Genomic DNA, 19,025 nt, shown 5'->3' on the forward strand with positions numbered 1-19,025 from the left:
CCGGTATTAGCTCGCGTTTCCGCGAGTTATCCCAGTCTATAGGGCAGGTTACCCACGTGTTACTCACCCGTCCGCCGCTAACCAATCAAAAAGCAAGCTTTTTAATTGGTCCGCTCGACTTGCATGTATTAGGCACGCCGCCAGCGTTCGTCCTGAGCCAGGATCAAACTCTCCATAAAAGAAAATTTGATTAAGCTCGAAATTACTGAATTTTGAATCTCGTTCGATAACTAGGTTTAACGAACTGAAATTTACGCGTCTGTTGTTCAGTTTTCAAAGTTCATTTTTATCGCTTTTTCGCAGCGACTTAATTATTTTATCTCATCACCAAACTTTTGTCAACAACTTTTTTTGTTTTTTTAAGTTGTTATTTAACTATAACTTTCATCGTTTAGCGACGTTTATTATAATACAAGAGCGATTGATCAATGTCAATACTTTTAGCGAAAAAATTTCGAGGAAAAATAAAATTATTTAACCTCGAAGAAATGGTATTTTAAAAGCAATATTAGAACTATATCGAATTATTGTTATTTGCTCGATATAATCTATGATCAATAGATTCGTTTTTAGAATTCATTCTTTCAATAATAATATATCCTTTTTCAATTAAAAATTCAATGAAAAGCTCTAATTCTACTGAATAAATTTTAAGCTCGTGATGGTTGTGTAAATCTTGAATTGTCCAAAGGTCTTTTGAACTCAAAATCTCCATTATATGTTGGGAACATGATTGGATTCGGGAATTCATAGAAAACTCGATTGCTAGAAACAGCAACTCCAATCTTTTTTCAAGAGTTTCCCTGCTTGTTACTAACTCTTCATAGAGCTTATAGATGGATGGCTCTATTTTTTTCACTTGAGACCAGACTGTTACTTCAGGATATAGACCGCTTTCAATGATTGACAGTCTTGCTAAGTATTGAAGAGATTTTACGACATGTTGATATGCATCTAAATAATCGCCGCGCTGAAAAAACTCTTTTCCTTCAGTATAGCTTCTCAATAACTTTGCAAATTGAATACCCGTCTTAATCTTTCTTCCGTAAAACGAGAAATCTTCTAATTCCAATTTTAAATGGCTTAAGTATTCATTGCGTTCGAACATTATTTTCCCATGAAATATCCAATCAACAATTCTCCGGTTTCTTCCTATGTAAATCCATTTATTTAATAATCTTTCGGTGATGACATGCATGGCCACTTTCTGATCTTCATAACAATAATGTTTTGTAAAAATAGGAAGTTCAGCCTCTTTAACAACAATTAAAATGATCGAATCAAATGTATCTGTTAAGTTAATTTGGTCTTCCCGTTTATTTACAAGTATAACTCCTAAAGTTTCAGGTTGACTTGCACGTTCTTGATAAATGGAACGCAGATTATAGTCCATGAATAGTCCTCCTATTTAGCGATTACGATAATTTCTTTCGACATTTATAATAAGAATCCTTCTTTCTTTTCTTTCTATTTCTCCATTTATCTTAACTATGATATATTAATATCAAGATTAGGAGGGCACTCTAAATGAAGAAATATTCAAGCAAAATCAATAAAATTCGTTCCTTCGCACTTGCACTGATTTTTATCGGATTTATCGTCATGTACGGTGCCGTATTTTTCAAAAACAGTGTTATATTAGTGCTTCTTTTTATGGGGTTAGGATTATTATGTATCATTGCCAGCACAGTAGTATATCTTTGGATTGGACTTTTATCTACTAGAGCGGTAAAAGTTATTTGCCCCAACTGTGGTAAGCAGACGAAAATGTTAGGCCGAGTTGATATCTGTATGTATTGCAACGAGCCGCTGACTTTAGACCCGTCTCTTGAAGGAAAAGAATTCAGTGAAGAATACAATCGAAAAATAAATAAAAAAAATGAGTAGGAAAGAAAGCTTTTCTACTCATTTTTTTATTTATGGATAGTAATGTCTGAAATTTTGAAATTTCCATACTCATCAACTATCACCGTATATGTTTTATAACGATCGAAATATTGGTAGTCCCCTGAAGCGCTATAAAAATCAAAAGTTTCATTTGTTTCTACTAGATAATATCCCTCATGAGATGTTACATCTAAAATATCATTTGTAAGAAATATAAATTGATGACCTTTATAAGCAATGTCTGAAATATAATCTTCTAATTCTTCATACGCAGTACCTGTTACCATATCAGCAATCCAATAAAAATTGCTTTCATTTAAAGCCAATTCATAATACATTCGGAAGCTTTGAACAAATTGACCAGCCAATATTGTATTATCATCTTCTAATGGTAATTCATTTTCGTAAGAATCTTCATCATAATAATCTTCATAAATCCCCGCCACGGCTAGTATATCTTGTCGACTCATCGGTTGTTGTATCCATTGCTCAAAATAGTCAATCATGCTGTAGATTGGAATTGCAAATCCAAAGTTGGTGTTTGATTTGGATGTATAGAGCAATGAATTGATGCCTACGACTTTTCCGGTATTTGAATCGACTAATGGTCCTCCACTACTTCCATGGTCAATTTGAACATCTACTTGATAAATTTGCTTATAAATAAACCTATCTAATTCCATATCGCGATTTGTTCCAGTGATATAACCAATGGAAGCTGAATTTTCAAAACCATTTGGACTTCCAAAAGCAATCACTTCTAAACCTACTGGTGATTCATTGGTTTCAATTGGCAAAGGATCTTCATTTTCATACGTTGGGACATGGAGCAATGCAATATCATAATGTTCCGAAATGCCGATGACTGTTGCATCAAATTCCTGACCTTTTGAATTACGAACAATCACATCCACCTCGCCATCGACAACATGAGCATTAGTCACAACATATCCACCTTTTGCATACAGAAACCCTGATCCTCTACTGTATGATGTTAAAATCGTAAATACTTTTTGCTGCACATTTTTTATTAATGTTACGCGATCTATTTCGTTCATTTTTACAGTATTTAGATAATTATTTTTGACCGGTTCTGAATTAATCGGTTTTTGCTCTTCCGTTAGTTCATATACTTTCCAAAGCCCGAAAATTACTCCGCCAAGTGCTAAAAAAATCATGAACAATATAGGCCATAACCATTTTGGCATATTCACTTCTTGTAAATTTGCTCCGCAAGATGAACAAAATTTTGCATGGCTTTCATTATCATAATGACATTTTTTACATTTCAAGTAATGCCCCCCATTATTATCCAATCTATATTAAAAAGATTAGCATAGACTGAGACTATCGTCTATACTACAAATATTTCTATCTTCTTAAGAATAGTAAAAACATAAAAAACCTAGCAACGAAAGTCACTAGGATTCCATGATTATAGTACTTTCTTATTTTGCTGTTCTAGACAGTCAGGGCAAGTTCCGTAAACTTCGAGGCGGTGAGAATTTACTTTATATCCAGTAACATGAGATGCGAATTGTTCGACTTCTTTTAACGCTGGATAGTGAAAATCCGTAATTTTTCCGCAGCTTTCACAAATCATATGATAGTGGTCATTTGTGACGAAATCAAAACGGCTTGCTGCATCACCGTAAGTTAACTCTTTCACTAAACCAGCTTCGCGAAAAACGCGCAAGTTATTATATACAGTCGCAACACTCATGTTTGGAAATTTACCTTCTAGGGATTTATATATCTCATCGGCAGTTGGATGCGTCATCGAGTTAATTAAATATTCTAGTATAGCATGACGTTGTGGAGTAATTCTTACGCCCGTTGCCTTTAACGTGTCTAGAGCATTTTTTAACTGCAGTTCAGACATCGTCATGCACCTCTTTTCAATAATTCTTAACTTATAATAGTTATAAATAGTGTAACTGAATATTTATGTAACGTCAACTTTTCAACTCATTTCTTGAGATGCAATAATACAATTTTCTCAAAAATTAGTCTTCTCTTCAATATATTAAACATAATAAATTCTTAGGTATGTAAATTGTACTATCATTTAATACCCTTTTAAAATATCCATTTTATTTTCAAGATTCCGTTCCCCGTTCATCCATTTTCTTAGACTCCGTTTAAAAATTTCAAAACTGCGCTCTAAATATCTGGAAGAGCGGCTTGAAATATGAGGAGAAATCGTTACATTCTCCATTTCCCAAAGTTTGCTGTCGCCTGGTAGAGGCTCTGTTTCAAAAACATCCAACACCGCGTGAAAAATTTGTTTTTCTTCAAGGGCTCGAATCAAATCTTCCGTTTTAACTAAATCGCCTCGTCCAAAATTCATAAAAATGCAGTGATCTTTCAAAAGTGTAAAATGTTCATAGTTCAATAAATATCTCGTTTCTACCGTACTTGGCAAAATGGAGATGAGGATATCAGCTTTCGGCAATAACTCCTTTAACTTATCCATTGAATGAGTTTCATTCATATAAGGGGCACTTTCTCCGCTGCGATTAACCCCTATCGTATAGACGTCGAAAGCTTGAAGCATCCGTCCCACTTCGCTGCCAATAGCTCCCGGTCCTAAAATAAGCGCCGTTGAACCATTTAGTTCATACAATTTTGTTTTTTGATTCCATGTTTTTTCTTGCTGATTTTTATAGATGAACGGCAACGCTCTCTTAATAGAGAGGAGATGGGCTAAAATCGATTCTGCCATTGGTTTTTTATGGATGCCGCGCACATTGGACACAACAATTCCCCTTTCCGCTATTGCTTGATGGGGCATTTTTTCAATGCCGGAAGAAGCGACAAAAATCCATTTCACCTTCTTTGCAATGTTGATTTTTTCTTCATCTAAATCTTCACCATAAGTCACCAATACTTCCGCTTTCGCCAATTCTTTATCATCAATGGTCTTATGAAAAATGAAATCAACCTCTGGAAAATCGTTTACTAAGGATTCTTTTAAATCCGGTCTTGGATCAAATGTGAAATAAACTCGCATATTTCTTACTTCCCTTCTGCTTCCCGTAAATAATTCAACACTTCTTCTATATGGTTTTTTACGCGAACTTTTCTCCATTCCTTGATGACAATTCCGTTTTCATCAATTAAAAAAGTGGAACGTTCAATGCCCATATATTCTTTACCGTAATTTTTCTTCAATACCCAAACGCCGTATTTTTCGCATACTTCATGGTTTGCATCAACTAACAATGAAAATGGCAAATTATATTTTTCAATAAACTTTTTATGCCGTTCAGCAGAATCCCCGCTGACTCCAAGAATTACAGCGTTGAGTTCCTCGAAAGATTCATGATGGTCGCGGAAGTCGCATGCTTCTGTCGTGCATCCCGGTGTCATGTCTTTCGGATAAAAATAAAGAATTACTTTCTTTCCTCGAAAATCACTCAGGCTGACTGGTTCCCCTTTTTCATTGTGCAGCGTAAAGTCTGGCGCTTTCTGATTTACTAAAGATTCGCTCATGAAAATCCCTCCCTTTTGTTTATCCTACCGAACTGGGGAAAATGTTTCAAATTCTTTGGCGTAATATGTCAAAGAAGGCTAAAATAAAATTGAAATTATAAACATGGAGGCAATACGATGAATCACTCAAAATCTGAAGAAATCTATCAAGAAGCACTAAAACATATTGTAGGCGGGGTGAACAGTCCTTCCCGTTCCTATAAAGCTGTTGGCGGAGGAGCACCTGTAGTAATGGCAAAAGGGAAAGGCCCATATTTCTGGGATGTGGACGGCAACCGCTATATAGACTATTTAGCAGGATACGGACCAATTATTACTGGGTTTGGCCATCCACATATTGCAAAAGCTATTAAACTTGCGGCGGATACAGGTGTGCTTTTCGGAACTCCAACCGAGCATGAAGTAAAATTTGCAAAAATGCTGAAAGATGCGATTCCATCGTTAGATAAAGTACGTTTTACAAACTCCGGTACAGAAGCGGTGATGACAACAGTCCGCGTTGCCCGCGCCTATACGGGACGAACAAAAATTATCAAATTTGAAGGCTGCTACCACGGACATTTTGACCAAGTATTAGTGGCAGCAGGTTCTGGCCCAGCAACTCTTGGTTCACCGGATTCAGCAGGTGTTCCTCAAACGGTGGCAACTGAAGTTATTACCGTTCCTTATAACGACACAGAACACTTGCAACTCGCAATGGATAAATGGGGAGAAGAAGTTGCCGCCATTCTAGTTGAACCAATCGTCGGAAACTTTGGTATGGTTATGCCAAAACCTGGATTTTTAGAATATATTCACAAAGTTGCCAAAGAATTTGGAGCCCTTGTTATATATGATGAAGTTATTACCGCTTTCCGTTTCCATTATGGCGGCGCACAAGATATGCTTGGACATACACCAGATTTAACAGCAATGGGCAAAATTATAGGCGGAGGTCTACCAATTGGCGCTTATGGCGGCCGGAAAGAAATCATGGATACGGTAGCTCCATTGGGACCAGCCTACCAAGCGGGAACAATGGCCGGAAATCCTGCGTCCATGCTTGCGGGAATTGCATGCTTAGAAGTGCTTCAAACTCCTGGCGTTTATGAAGAAATGGACCGCTTAGGAGGAATCCTTGAAAAAGGGATTTTGGAAGCAGCTGAAAGACATGGCATTCCAGTGACAGTCAACCGCATTAAAGGCGCTCTTACTGTGTACTTTACAGATCAAAAAGTCGAAAATTATAAACAAGCAGAACAATCAGATGGTGAAATGTTTGGCCGTTTCTTTAAATTGATGCTTTCAAAAGGAATCAATTTGGCTCCATCCAAATTCGAAGCTTGGTTCTTAACAACAGAACATAAAGAAGAAGATATTCTTGAAACAATCGATGCAGTTTATTACGCTTTTTCAAAATTGAAATAAGTTGAATGTATGGAATTCCGAATCTAAAAGGAAGGACGTACTGCATCCATTTTAATTCCTTGGGGGATTTACGATTTTGATGAGAATGATTTTACTAATAAGTTTGAACGGTTTACCAAAAAATTGTAAAGTGGGGGCTTCACTATGCAATTAGGCGCCCGAGTATTAAAAACCGGAGTAGCAATCGTCTTTGCTTTATTTTTAGCGGATATTTTGAAACTTCCATCACCTGTCTTTGCTGGAATTGCCGCAATCTTTGCCATTCAGCCTTCCATTTATCGTTCATATTTGACTATTGTGGAACAAATCCAAGGAAACCTGATTGGAGCAATTGTTGCCATCTTATTTGGTCTAAGCTTCGGTCACCATATTGTCGCCATTGGAATTGCGGCCATTCTTGTGATTGGCATTATGCTGAAGTTAAAGCTGCAATCTTCTCTTTCTTTAGCCCTTGTGACACTTGTGGCCATCATGGAGTATGAAAGCGGAGACTTCTTGGAATTCAGCGTCATTCGATTTTTAACGGTAATGGTCGGGGTGTTTGCAGCCTTTATCGTGAACATGGTCTTCTTGCCGCCACGATATGAAGTGAAATTGTTTAAAAATATTCAATCGCTGCAGGATGACATCATTCGATGGACGCGCTTAGCCATTCGGGGAGCTTCTGAGCATGTATCGACGAAAAATGCATTGAGCAAATTTGAAAAACGCCTTTCCGAAATTGAATCAATGTATGTCTTATTTAAAGAAGAGAGGCAATACACAAAAAAGAAACGAAAAAGCCAAATGCGCAAACTTGTCGTATACCGCCAAATGATTACGACAACGAAAAAAAGCTTTGAATTGCTTGCTAGGCTTCATAAACATGAAAATGAAATCGTTCATCTACCTGAAACATTCCGTACGATGCTGCAGGAGCGGCTTGACTTTTTGCTCACATACCATGAACAACTGTTATTAAAATATACGGGCAAACTTCGCCCGGAACATTCCAAATGGACAGTGGATAAAAAGCATTTAAATCGTTCGGAAGTAATGGAACGTTTGATTGAGCAAATCGCCATTGAAAAGAGGCGGGAAGGAGAAGAAGAATTTTCAAGCTACCATTTGTTCTACATTTTCTCCAGAATCCTTGATTATGAAGAAAATTTGGAGCACCTTGATACATTAATTGTTTCTTTCCGCAATTTCCACAGCAAAGACCGCAATGAAGATTTGGAAGAACAGTTTTATTAAGTCGTTCAATCGAGTAGGAGGGAGCGATGAACTCCCGTCCTCTCACACCATACGGTTCCGTATACGGCGGTTCAATTAAGATCATTGACGCAAGTTTTTATAACTTCCGTGAATAGCTGTTCTCTTTATGCCAGTGGTCACTCCACCCTCCAAGAGGACCCCACGGGATTCACCGCTTCCTTCCTCAAGTGAGGTACTACGTTTTCTGTGTTCATCATGACTCACTGAATGCCAAGGGCTATTCTCTCTTAATTGTTCGGTCCTTCTTAGTTGTTCTAGACCAACTAATACGATGACCTCTGCTGGCTTCTGACGGTTCAGCTACTTATCACTAAGTAGGTTATGAAGTGTACTTCACGTATCCGTCAGACCTCCCTGGGCAAGATTGTAATCTTTCCTTCCATCTATCTGCTTCATTTACTCTGTACCACCTTTGGCAGAAAGGACTTTGTTTTGTTTAGCAAACTCACTCAATCATACCTCGCCTTATATGAGGTTCGTGTTCCTCGGACCGGTGTTTTGCCTTCAGATTCCGCGTCACCACGGACACCCTTGCGTTGAGCTAACCTCTACTTCTGTCTTCGGGGTTCGGGACTTACACCCTATAGTTCATGTACATGCCGGGCACACAATGAAAAAGGGGGAATTGGCGTTTTCCAATTCCCCCTTTCTAATTACGAATGTCCGAAAATCTTTCAAGAGATTCACAAACCACCATATTCCTTTTGAAATTCCAATAGTGCCAATCAACCAACTGTTGAAAACTAGTTCAGGAACTCTTATCCTTTTTCAACCCTCATATGTTTTTTCTTAAAACTCGGAAACCTGATATGGCTCACCATGAGGTAACTTAGTAAAATTGTTGCCACAACTAAATAAGCCGGTTTCAATACAAATGAAAGTACAATAAGAAGAATGGCCGATACAGGAATCGGCATCCCAATAAAAGTTGAAAGCCCGCTATGTTTCGCATTAAAACGGGCAAGGCGTATTAGACCGCTGATGCTAAAAATGAGTGCCATAAACAAAGCAGCAGATCCCAATGTTTCCGAATAAATATTGTAAATGACAACAGCTGGAGCGACACCAAAAGTAACAATGTCTGATAAGGAATCAAGCTCTTTGCCAAATACAGAAGTTGCTTTAAACTTTCTTGCAGCTCTTCCATCCAACAAATCAAATAAGCAACCTAAACATATAAAAAGAATGGCTTTTCCTATTCGCTGATGGAGAACTGAAAAAATCGACAACATGCCGCATAAAAAATTTCCAATTGTTAAGAGTGAAGGTATGATATTTAACATATGACTCCCCTCTACACAATTCTAATGTATTAAAAGCAGTTTATTACTGCAAAAGTTTTTCTTCATCGACAATCACTAAAATTCCATCTTTATTCAAAAGGCCCCCTGCTTTTTGCCATTTGCTCATGAAGTTGCTGATTTTTTGGCGGCTGCATCCAAGATAATTTGCCATCTCCTCGTGGGTTAATGGCATTTCAATTACCATTCTTCCTTCTTTCTTTTTGGCCAGTTTTAAAAGCAGCCAACGCAGCCGCTCAGGTACAGTCATTGTTGAAAGTGCAATATTCAACTGCTCCGCTTTCGTTAATTCTTGTACGATAGAATCTAAAATCATCGTCCCTCGAATCATTTCATCTTCTAAAAGCTCTAACGGAAACGCATACAGAATACTATCTGTCAAAGCTGCAGCATATTTCGTATATTCGATCTGGCCTTTTAAAGAATCTAAATAACCAAAAAACTCTGAAGGTCCGATTAATGAAATGGTTGTCGTTCTTCCATCAAAAGAATCCATTGCAATTTTCACAAAACCTTTTTGTATATAGTAGAATGTATGAATTTGTTCCCCTATTTGATAAATCATTTCTCCCTTTTTTACAAAAACAGGTTTCCCTTTTTTGATGATGTCCTCAGTCCGAATGTTTATCACTCCCCTTCTGACTTAGCCATTATGATTATATAAAAATTTTTATATTTGTAACAAAAGTGACAGAAATTTTTCTCCATAATCTATAAAATTCATTTATCTAACTTAATCCTATTAATTTAGTTTGTTTTATAAGAAATTAGGTGAATTAAATGACCGAACATATTCTTTTACAGAACGTACATAAAACTTTTTCAAAGAAAAATCATTCGAAAACTGTCGCATTAGAAGATGTTTCGCTATCCATTAAACGGGGCGAATTTGTTTCCCTGCTCGGCCCTTCAGGTTGTGGTAAATCCACTTTATTGAACATAATCGCAGGGCTGGAAAAAGAAACTAGCGGTAAAGTACTTGTGAATGGAGCCCCTATAACTGGGCCCGGCAATGACCGGATTGTTGTATTTCAAGAATCGGGGCTTTTCCCTTGGATGACGGTGCTTGAAAATGTCATGTATGGACTTTTGATTAAAAAAGTGCCGAAAAATGAAGCAAAAGAACGGGCAATGAATTGGATACAAAAAGTGCATCTTGGCAAATTTGCCGACAGAAGCCCTCATGAATTATCTGGAGGTATGAAGCAGCGGGTAGCCATCGCTCGAGCGCTCGTTATGGATCCTGAGATTTTGCTCATGGACGAACCTTTTGCCGCACTGGACGAACAAACACGGATGGTTCTACACCATGAACTGGAAACATTGTGGAGAGAAACAAGAAAAACGATCATCTTCGTTACCCACAATATACGAGAAGCTGTCGTTCTTTCGGATCGAATTGTATTAATGAAAACACGACCAGGAGGCATAAAAAATATATTTCCTGTGCAAGCCGCACGACCTCGCAATTCATCCGACAGCATTTTAACTTATTTGGAAAGCCGCATTTTATTAGAACTCGAGCAAGAAATGGAAAAAGTGCTGAAGGAGGAATTGGGCAGTGATTACGCACTTCAGAAGGATCGGCTTCATATTGATCCTCATAATAATTTGGGAAGCGATATCTAAATTACAACTGTTTCCCTCATTTATGTGGCCGCCGCTGTTCATTCCAAATGAACCAGGTGGAACCACAATTATAAAAACTTTTATCAACGGAATTGTATCCGGTCAATTGTTGGAAGCAACTGGGGCTTCCTTATGGAGGCTTGTGGTTGGATTTATTATCGCCGTAGCCATTGGACTTTTGTTAGGATTTTTAATTTATAAATTCAAAGTTGTTGATGATACGCTTGGTTTCTTTGTAACAAGTTTGCAGGCAATTCCAAATATCGTCTGGCTGCCCCTTGCAATTTTATGGTTTGGCCTTGGTATAGGTTCCGTTCTATTCATTGTGATATTAGGAGCAGCCATCTCCATCACTATTACATCAAGCACGGCTTTTAAAAGCGTGAATCCCCTTTTGATTCGCGTAGCCAAAACGATGGGCTCTTCCGGATGGCACTTATTCCGCACAGTGATTTTTAAAGCATCCATCCCACAGCTGATTGCAGGACTCCGTATTGCTTGGTCTCTTGCATGGAGGGCTGTTCTTGCCGGGGAATTGCTGGGCGGCGGCAGCGGAGGGCTTGGCACTTTGCTTGACCTAGGCCGTTCCATTCAAGCAATGGATTTAATTTTCAGCATTATGATTATTATTGCCATCATCGGTTCTGTAATCGACAATTTTGTCTTTGTCCGCCTCGAAAAATTTGTTTTCCGCAAATGGGGCATATCAACAACATAAAAGGAGATGGAGAAAAATGAAAAAGCGATTGTTCTTAACAATTTTATCCGTATTGGTACTAGTTCTTGCAGCTTGCGGAAATACTGACGCTGAGAAAAAAGAGGAAAGCGCTTCTAAGGGCGAAGAAGCAAAGGCAATTCGCATTGGCTACTTTCCAAATATGACGCACATTGCGACAATTGTAGCTTTAGAAAAAGGGTACTTTGAAGAACAATTTGGCAGCGATGTAAAAATCAAAACAAACACATTCAACGACGGTTCTTCCTTCATGGAAGCGATGTCCACAGACGCCATTGATATCGGAACAGTGGGGCCTACGCCTGCTTTAAACACATACATTAAAAATCCGAAACATGAAATTATTTCCGGTGCAGTAAACGGCGGTGCCGTATTAGTTGTTGCAAAAGACTCCAACATCAATTCTGTAAAAGATTTAGTCGGCAAGAAAATTGCCATCCCAACATTCGGCAGTACACAAGATGTAGGATTAATCAAATCATTAAAAGATGCAGGCATTGATGTCAATCAAGTTACTAAAGTGAAACAAGCTCCTGCTGATACAGCTGCACTCATTTTAAAAGGTGAATTGGATGGGGCTGCTACACAAGAACCATGGGGCGTTAACATTGAAACAACTGCCGGTGCCAAATTATTGTTGGATGAAAACCAATTTGCTTGGGGCAGCGAATCAACAAATACTGTCGTTGTTGCCCGATCAAAATTCACAGAAGCAAACCCTGAACTAACAAAAAAATATTTAAAAGCCCATATTCAAGCAATTAACTTTATCAATGAAAATCCAGATGAAGCCATCCAGTTATTCCTAGACCACATTAAAGCAATCACAGGCAAAGACCTTTCAAAAGATGAAGTGACAAAAGCGTTTGACCGTTTAAAAGCAACAACAGATGTTAATGAAGATGTAATTAAAGAAATGGCAACTATTTCAAAAGAAGCTGGATATATCAATTCTGATGATATTGAAGGTCTTGTTAACCTAACTTACTTAAATGAAGTCTTAAATGAACAATAAAATCAATACTTTTGCGGGCACTTTTCCAAAACTCTATACTTGAAAATGGAAAAGATGCCCGCCTTCGTTTGAAATAATACTTTGAAAGGAAGTTTAATATGAAACTATATCATTCCATTGTAGAATTAATTGGCAATACACCCATTGTCAAATTAAATAAATTGCCCTCTCCTGAAGGGGCCAATGTTTATATGAAATTGGAATCCTTTAATCCAGGAGGAAGCGTGAAAGACCGAGCTGCCTACAACATGATTCTTCGCGCTGAACAAGAAGGAAAATTAATTCCAGGGGAAAGTACGGTGATTGAACCGACTTCTGGAAACACTGGCATCGGTCTTGCAATGGTGTGTGCCGTAAGAGGATATCGCTGCATTATTACAATGCCTGACAATGCAACAAAAGAGCGGATTCAATTGATGAGAGCATACGGCGCAGAAGTGTATTTAACTCCTAGCCATTTGCGAATGCAGGGCGCCATTGATGAAGCTTATCGAATTGCAGAAAAAATCCCTAATTCCTTTATTCCTTTACAATTTGAAAACGAAGCCAACTCGGATGCACACCGAAACACAACCGCAGTTGAAATTTTAAAAGCTTTCGGCGATCGATTAGACGCTTTCGTGTTGACGGCAGGAACAGGCGGCACTATCACAGGCACGGGAGAAGAATTGAAAAAAGCGCTGCCAAACTTAAAAATTTATGTCGTTGAACCAGCCGGCTCCCCAGTGCTTGCAGGCGGCCAGCCAGGACCACATAAAATCCCTGGGACAGGCCCAGGGTTTATTCCGAAAATTTTAAATACAAATATTTACGATGAAATTCTTCATATTCAAGACGAAGATGCCCAAACCACAGCAAGACGCTTAGCTCGCGAAGAAGGTATTTTAGTCGGAGCATCCGGTGCCAGCTCGGCCTACTATGCCCTTCAAATTGCAAAAGACCTTCCAAAGTCCGCCAATGTATTATGCTTAGCACCTGATACCGGCGAACGGTATTTGTCTAGCGACCTGTTTGAATAAGCATCTTAGTTTTTCATCTTCGGATCAAGAGCATCTCTCAATCCATCGCCCATTAAGTTAATTCCTAGAACAGTCAACATGATGGCTAGCCCAGGGAAAATCATTGTCCACGGTGCATTCGTTAAATAGATGCGCGCATCGGCCAACATTTTCCCCCATTCCGGTTGCGGCGGTTGCGCTCCTAAACCTAGGAAACTAAGAGCCGCCGCTTCTATAATTGCAGTCGCAATCGCTAATGTGCCTTGTACAATAATTGGTGCTAAAGAGTTTGGCAGAACATGACGGAATAATATCCGCGAATCTTTCATGCCAATGGCTTTGGCAGCAGTAATATATTCCTCTTCTTTTACACTCAATACTTTCGAACGAATTAGCCTTCCAAAGTTTGGCACATTGACGATGGCAATTGCAATGAACGCATTTTGCAATGAACTTCCTAAAATCGAAACAATGGCGATGGCAAGCAAAATGCTTGGGAATGCAAGTAACATATCAAATAATCAATCAATGGCTCCTCTAAAATTTTTTCAACGGTATGCCTCGGATTTAATGAAGCGTAAGGATCTTGAAACACCATTTGCAAATCTCTTCTGGTTTTTCTCATCTCATTTTTTGACAGTGATGTTGGTTCAATCCTATTAAAATAAATTTTTCCATCTGTTGGCTCAAGCAAGTGCATAATCATTCTTCCGGTAGTAGACTTTCCACAGCCTGATTCACCAACAATACCAGGGGTCTCTCCTTCAAATACTTCAAAAGAAACCCCGTCAACGGCTTTCACAACCTCCGTCGATTGGGAAAATGCCTTTTTTCGTTTAGGAAAATGTTTTTTTAATTGCTCAACTTTCAACAGTGTGTTTGTCAAGAACTTTCCCCTTGTCTTTCTCCATTAAGAAACATCTTGCCTTTTGACGTGATGAAACTTCATATATTGGGGGATTTTCTCTAAAGCATCGATCCGTTGCAAATTCACATCTCGGTGCAAATTGGCATCCAGTTTTGATGGAACCAGGCTTTGGAACGGAACCTGGAATGGAATAGAATGTTTCCTTTTTCACACGCATATCTGGAACTGATTGAATAAGCCCTTTCGTATATGGATGACTAAGATTTTGAAAGATATCCTTAACGGATGCTTCTTCTACAATTTGCCCGCTGTACATAACAATGACCCGTTCGCATATTTCTGCTACAGCCCCTCAATCATGTGTAATCAACAACACCGCAGAGTTTAATTTTTTATTCAAATCTTGCATCAGTTTCATAATTTGCGCTTGAATCGTTACATCCAAAGCTGTTGTCGGTTCATCGGCTATCAACAATTTCGGATTGCAAGATAATGCCATGGCAATCATAATAAAAAGGCGCCAAGCAATCTGGCACCTATAAATTTTGAATTTGATATAAATCGTGATAAACACCTTTTTTCGCCATTAACGACTCATGATTTCCTTCTTCTACCACTTTTCCATGATCAATGACAAAAATTTTGTCTGCATGGGTTATGGTGGATAGGCGATGGGCGATGATAATCGTTGTTCTGTCGCTGGCTAAACGCTCCAATGATTCTTGAATTAACGCTTCACTTTCCAAATCAAGGGCAGAAGTCGCTTCATCCAACACTAAAATCGGCGGATTTTTTAAAAATACTCTTGCAATGGCGATGCGTTGTTTTTGTCCTCCTGAAAGCTTGACTCCCCGCTCTCCGACTTTGGTATCGTACCCGTTCGGCAATTGCATAATGAAGTCATGGGCATTGGCTGCTTTTGCTGCTGCAATTACCTCTTCATCCGTCGCATCTGGTTTTCCCATTAAAATATTTTGCTTTACGGAATCGCTGAATAAAATATTATCCTGCAAAACGATTCCAATTTGGGAGCGGAGTGATTTTATATCCACTTCCCGCACGTCTTTCCCGTCAATTTTGACAGCCCCGCTCGTCACATCGTAAAACCGTGGAATGAGGCTGACGATTGTCGATTTTCCTCCGCCGCTCATGCCGACAAACGCTGCCGTTTCCCCCGGTTGAATGGTAAAGTTAATATTTTTCAACACCGGCTGCCCTTCATTTTCGTATTTAAATACTACATCTTGGAATTCCACCTTCCCCGATACTGGCGGCATCGGAAGAGCATTTGGCTTATTTTGCACATCATATTCTTCATCCATCAAACTAAACATGCGGTCCATGGAAGCAATCGATTGGGTAAGGGTTGTAGATGAGTTTATCAACCTTCTTAAAGGTGAATACAGCCGTTCAATATATCCCATAAAGGCTGCCATCTCACCGACAGACAGTTGTCCATGAATGATTAAGTAAGCTGCATAGCCAATGACAAGCAAAGGCGCAATATCGGTGATGGTATTTACAACTGCAAAGGATTTGGCATTCCATCTTGTATGGTCCAATGATTTATCCAAAAACTCGCCGTTTTCATGATCAAAAATTTTCTGTTCATGTTCCTCTAAGGCAAAGCTTTTAACAATGCTGATGCCGTTTACTCTTTCATGCAAATAGCTTTGCAAGTTTGCTAATGCCTGGGAACGTATTCTTGTTAAGGCTCTTAATCTTCCGAAAAAATATTTTACGCTAATCGCAAATAGTGGAAGAGAAATTACTGCAACAATAGTTAGCTTCCAATTCATCGACAACATGATTCCAATGACAATCAAAATGGTCGTCATGTCAAGCCATAAATTCATCAGGCCAATCATGACAAAGTTTTTCGTTGCCTCTACATCGTTAATGAAACGGGAAATGATATCCCCCGCCCGATGATTGGAATAAAATTTTAAGCTTAATTTTTGCAAATGCACATACAGTTCTTTTCGAATATCATACAGCACTTTATTGCTCACGTGCTGGGCAAAATATTGCCGATAATATTCCACCGGCGGACGGATGATAAAAAAGAGGAAAATCGCTCCGCCAAGCCAATAAACTAATTGCTTGACCCGCTCGGCATCGGTTAATTCGGTATTTAATAAAATGTCATCAATCACGATTTTAGTTAAGAACGGAATAAAAAGAGGAATGGCAAATTTAATAACCCCAATAATGAGGGTAAGAATAATTTCCCAATAATAAGGCTTGACAAAACGCATATATCTTCGAATACTATCCAAACACAATCACATCCTCATGCTGCATCAGTGCTTCTTTTTTCTAATAAAACATAACGCTTCTTATTTTACCACAATAAAAAGACGCCCCTTCAATTGAGACGCCTTGAATAATTATTGATTATTGGATTTCATGTCTTTATAAAATAAATAACGGTTTGTCCATACTTCAATAAAATCTTGTGCAAAAGGACCTTTTTTCTGTTTCACCCAACTTAAGAGTTTTGTGACATTGCGCTTTAAAATTTTATCGATTACATCTGGATAGCCCATTTCCGCTTTATGCTGCTCATATTCATCTTCATCCAGCAACGTATAGGATTTATCCGGAAACACTTTGAGATCCAGGTCATAATCAATGTATTTTATTGCATTATTGTCGAAAACAAAAGGAGAACTCATATTGCAATAATAGTAAACGCCGTCTTCTCTCAGCATGCAGATAATATTGAACCAATGTTCTGCATGAAAATAACATATGGAAGGTTCCCTTGTCAGCCAAGTTCGACCATCCGCTTCTGTGACGAGTGTTCTGTCATTTGCTCCGATAATAATATTTTTCGTTCCTTTTAATACCATCGTTTCGTGCCAAACTCGGTGGATGCTTCCATTATGTTTGTAACTATGTATTTGAATGGTTTCTCCTTCTTTCGGTACCGTCATTGCATTAGCCCCACCTTTTCACTATATCCTCACGTTTATTATATCAATGTTTCTAAAAACTTGTATGAAAACATACATACTTTCTTTTATTAAATTGAGAAATGGTTCATTTTACTATTATAAATCATTCAAATTTCCACCGTAAATGAAAATCCATGTAAAAAATTAAAGGTATAGACAAAAATGTCTATACCTGGGAAAACTGAAATTCACATCTTATTTGTTGTTATTGTTGTTTTGTTTGTTTGGTTGCTGCTTTTTATTTTGTTGATCTTGACGAGTTTGCTCAAAATCTTGTTCTTGTGCAAACTCCTCTACTTGGTTGTTTTTGTTGCGATTTTTTGCCATGCTGTTCACCTCCACGGTAGATATTGTGGACAGGTGAACTTGGGATTATTCCCATGAATAAAAAATATATTGATTCAGAAAATTCAAAATTTTAATCATTGGCACGGGAACAGGCAAGCTTTCCATTTCTTTTAAAGTCACGCAACGCACAGATTCCGGTGTTTTTTCGGTTTTCTCAATCTCCACCAAATGGCAGCGCAAATACCAAATTAAATGGGAAAACACATGCTTTTGCTCGAAAAAATTTTCTTTCAGGATTTTTTCGATTTTCACATTATAGCTTAATTCAAAAGCCTCTTTCGTATTATCCGACGGTTTATTCTTTTCAATCATTGGAAATTGCCACATATTCGCAAGCAATCCTTCCCTTGGCCGTCTTTCAATTACAACTTTCCCATCGTTGACCGCAATATATACATCATAGTATATATGTTTTTCTTTTGTTTTCTTTGTTTTAACGGGCAACTGTTCTGCATCGCCTTCCATAAATCCTAAACAATATTCCCTCACCGGACAGAGCAGACATTTCGGTGAAGTAGGAGTACAAATCATCGCACCTAAGTCCATCAACGCCTGATTGAAATCTCCAGGATATTCCGGATGAATGAGCTGTTCTACCGCTTCTTCAAAAATTTTTCGGGTTTTTGGAAGAGCGATATCTTCTGTCCTATGCAAAACACGGCTCAACACGCGCATGACATTGCCGTCCACCGCATGTTCCGGCAAATCATAGGCAATGCTTAAAATGGCTCCGGCCGTATAAGGGCCAACGCCTTTTAATTTTTGAAGGTCATGGCGATTATTAGGAACCGTGCCACCATATTTTTCGACAACCTCTTTTACTCCTGCTTGCAAATTGCGGACCCTTGAATAATAGCCAAGCCCTTCCCACATTTTCAGCAATTCTTCTTCATCGGCATTTGCCAACGATTCAATGGTAGGATATTTATCGATAAAGCGATGATAATACGGAATGACCGTATCCACGCGGGTTTGTTGAAGCATCACTTCTGATACCCAGATTTTATAAGGGTCTTTCGTATTCCTCCATGGCAAATCCCTTTTCTCTTGATGAAACCATTCGACAAGACTTTGTCGAAATTGTTGCAAGTATGGATAATTCACAATTTCCTCCTAGCGGTTTT

At 38.5% G+C, this 19,025-nt stretch carries 19 protein-coding genes and 3 pseudogenes; 8 read left to right on the forward strand and 14 right to left on the reverse strand.

The annotated features are described in order from the left end of the window. Positions 1-194 (forward strand): hypothetical protein (locus tag DKZ56_RS15390; protein WP_222837121.1); only part of this gene is annotated, 194 nt, incomplete at its 5' end. Between the two features lie 320 nt (positions 195-514). Here DKZ56_RS15390 and DKZ56_RS14685 read toward each other — a convergent pair. Next, positions 515-1,393: a nucleotidyltransferase-like protein gene (locus DKZ56_RS14685; protein WP_208650621.1), complete on the reverse strand. Its 879-nt coding sequence runs from the start codon at positions 1,391-1,393 to the stop codon at positions 515-517. A 134-nt stretch (positions 1,394-1,527) separates the two neighbouring features. On the opposite strand from DKZ56_RS14685, the gene DKZ56_RS14690 reads away from it, so the two are divergent. Continuing rightward, a complete protein-coding gene (locus DKZ56_RS14690; protein ID WP_208650622.1) occupies positions 1,528-1,887 on the forward strand; it encodes a YgzB family protein in 360 nt (119 codons plus the stop codon). 26 nt (positions 1,888-1,913) lie between these two features. Here the strand turns inward: DKZ56_RS14690 and DKZ56_RS14695 are convergent, their stop codons facing one another. From DKZ56_RS14695 to bcp, 4 genes are all read right to left on the reverse strand, one after another. Further along, complete coding sequence (locus tag DKZ56_RS14695; protein WP_245989513.1) at positions 1,914-3,179, reverse strand: trypsin-like peptidase domain-containing protein; 1,266 nt, start codon at positions 3,177-3,179, stop codon at positions 1,914-1,916. A 143-nt stretch (positions 3,180-3,322) separates the two neighbouring features. Beyond that, on the reverse strand, positions 3,323-3,775 hold the full coding sequence (gene perR / locus DKZ56_RS14700; RefSeq protein WP_390262259.1) for a peroxide-responsive transcriptional repressor PerR: 453 nt from the start codon (positions 3,773-3,775) through the stop codon (positions 3,323-3,325). A gap of 180 nt (positions 3,776-3,955) precedes the next feature. Then, positions 3,956-4,900, reverse strand: coding sequence for a D-2-hydroxyacid dehydrogenase (locus DKZ56_RS14705; protein ID WP_208650624.1), 945 nt, complete (start codon positions 4,898-4,900; stop codon positions 3,956-3,958). A 5-nt stretch (positions 4,901-4,905) separates the two neighbouring features. Beyond that, on the reverse strand, positions 4,906-5,382 hold the full coding sequence (gene bcp, locus DKZ56_RS14710; protein ID WP_208650625.1) for a thioredoxin-dependent thiol peroxidase: 477 nt from the start codon (positions 5,380-5,382) through the stop codon (positions 4,906-4,908). A 117-nt stretch (positions 5,383-5,499) separates the two neighbouring features. Here bcp and DKZ56_RS14715 point away from each other — a divergent pair, with 117 nt between their 5' ends. Together DKZ56_RS14715 and DKZ56_RS14720 are read left to right on the forward strand one after the other, a co-directional pair. Next, positions 5,500-6,789 carry a glutamate-1-semialdehyde 2,1-aminomutase gene (locus DKZ56_RS14715; RefSeq protein WP_208650626.1) on the forward strand — a complete coding sequence of 430 codons (1,290 nt, stop codon included), beginning with the start codon at positions 5,500-5,502 and terminating at the stop codon, positions 6,787-6,789. Between the two features lie 144 nt (positions 6,790-6,933). Continuing rightward, positions 6,934-8,025 carry an FUSC family protein gene (locus tag DKZ56_RS14720; protein WP_208650627.1) on the forward strand — a complete coding sequence of 364 codons (1,092 nt, stop codon included), beginning with the start codon at positions 6,934-6,936 and terminating at the stop codon, positions 8,023-8,025. A 779-nt stretch (positions 8,026-8,804) separates the two neighbouring features. On the opposite strand, the gene pssA is transcribed toward DKZ56_RS14720, so the two are convergent. Beyond that, a complete protein-coding gene (gene pssA / locus DKZ56_RS14725; RefSeq protein ID WP_208650628.1) occupies positions 8,805-9,329 on the reverse strand; it encodes a CDP-diacylglycerol--serine O-phosphatidyltransferase in 525 nt (174 codons plus the stop codon). Positions 9,330-9,372: 43 nt separating this feature from the next. After that, positions 9,373-9,978 (reverse strand): Crp/Fnr family transcriptional regulator, encoded by a 606-nt coding sequence (locus DKZ56_RS14730; protein WP_208650629.1) that lies wholly within the window; start codon positions 9,976-9,978, stop codon positions 9,373-9,375. Positions 9,979-10,127: 149 nt separating this feature from the next. On the opposite strand from DKZ56_RS14730, the gene DKZ56_RS14735 reads away from it, so the two are divergent. The 4 genes from DKZ56_RS14735 (at position 10,128) to cysK (ending at position 13,746) form a co-directional block, all read left to right on the forward strand. Continuing rightward, positions 10,128-10,976: an ABC transporter ATP-binding protein gene (locus tag DKZ56_RS14735; RefSeq protein ID WP_208650630.1), complete on the forward strand. Its 849-nt coding sequence runs from the start codon at positions 10,128-10,130 to the stop codon at positions 10,974-10,976. Further along, positions 10,942-11,694: an ABC transporter permease gene (locus DKZ56_RS14740; protein ID WP_208650631.1), complete on the forward strand. Its 753-nt coding sequence runs from the start codon at positions 10,942-10,944 to the stop codon at positions 11,692-11,694. The genes DKZ56_RS14735 and DKZ56_RS14740 overlap by 35 nt, the downstream gene beginning before the upstream one ends. A 16-nt stretch (positions 11,695-11,710) precedes the next feature. After that, positions 11,711-12,727: an ABC transporter substrate-binding protein gene (locus DKZ56_RS14745; protein ID WP_208650632.1), complete on the forward strand. Its 1,017-nt coding sequence runs from the start codon at positions 11,711-11,713 to the stop codon at positions 12,725-12,727. 98 nt (positions 12,728-12,825) lie between these two features. Then, positions 12,826-13,746, forward strand: coding sequence for a cysteine synthase A (gene cysK, locus DKZ56_RS14750; protein WP_208650633.1), 921 nt, complete (start codon positions 12,826-12,828; stop codon positions 13,744-13,746). 5 nt (positions 13,747-13,751) lie between these two features. On the opposite strand, the pseudogene DKZ56_RS14755 reads toward cysK, so the two are convergent. The 7 genes and pseudogenes from DKZ56_RS14755 to mutY all read right to left on the reverse strand — a co-directional run. Continuing rightward, a pseudogene (locus tag DKZ56_RS14755) lies at positions 13,752-14,246 on the reverse strand (ABC transporter permease); the annotation flags it as partial. Between the two features lie 2 nt (positions 14,247-14,248). After that, positions 14,249-14,611 (reverse strand): annotated as a pseudogene (locus DKZ56_RS14760) (ATP-binding cassette domain-containing protein); the annotation flags it as partial. Then, positions 14,586-15,104 (reverse strand): annotated as a pseudogene (locus DKZ56_RS14765) (oligopeptide/dipeptide ABC transporter ATP-binding protein); the annotation flags it as partial. The pseudogenes DKZ56_RS14765 and DKZ56_RS14760, both read right to left, overlap by 26 nt. A gap of 25 nt (positions 15,105-15,129) precedes the next feature. Then, positions 15,130-16,872 carry an ABC transporter ATP-binding protein gene (locus tag DKZ56_RS14770; protein ID WP_281275663.1) on the reverse strand — a complete coding sequence of 581 codons (1,743 nt, stop codon included), beginning with the start codon at positions 16,870-16,872 and terminating at the stop codon, positions 15,130-15,132. Positions 16,873-16,983: 111 nt separating this feature from the next. Further along, positions 16,984-17,532: a nucleoside tri-diphosphate phosphatase gene (gene ntdP / locus DKZ56_RS14775; protein ID WP_208650634.1), complete on the reverse strand. Its 549-nt coding sequence runs from the start codon at positions 17,530-17,532 to the stop codon at positions 16,984-16,986. Between the two features lie 216 nt (positions 17,533-17,748). After that, positions 17,749-17,880 carry a hypothetical protein gene (locus DKZ56_RS15785; RefSeq protein WP_281275664.1) on the reverse strand — a complete coding sequence of 44 codons (132 nt, stop codon included), beginning with the start codon at positions 17,878-17,880 and terminating at the stop codon, positions 17,749-17,751. 45 nt (positions 17,881-17,925) lie between these two features. Then, positions 17,926-19,005, reverse strand: a complete 1,080-nt coding sequence (gene mutY, locus DKZ56_RS14780) for an A/G-specific adenine glycosylase (protein ID WP_208650635.1) — start codon at positions 19,003-19,005, stop codon at positions 17,926-17,928. Positions 19,006-19,025: the final 20 nt, after the last annotated feature.

The sequence above is a fragment of the Ureibacillus thermophilus genome (assembly GCF_004331915.1).
Taxonomy (GTDB): Bacteria; Bacillota; Bacilli; order Bacillales_A; family Planococcaceae; genus Ureibacillus; species Ureibacillus thermophilus.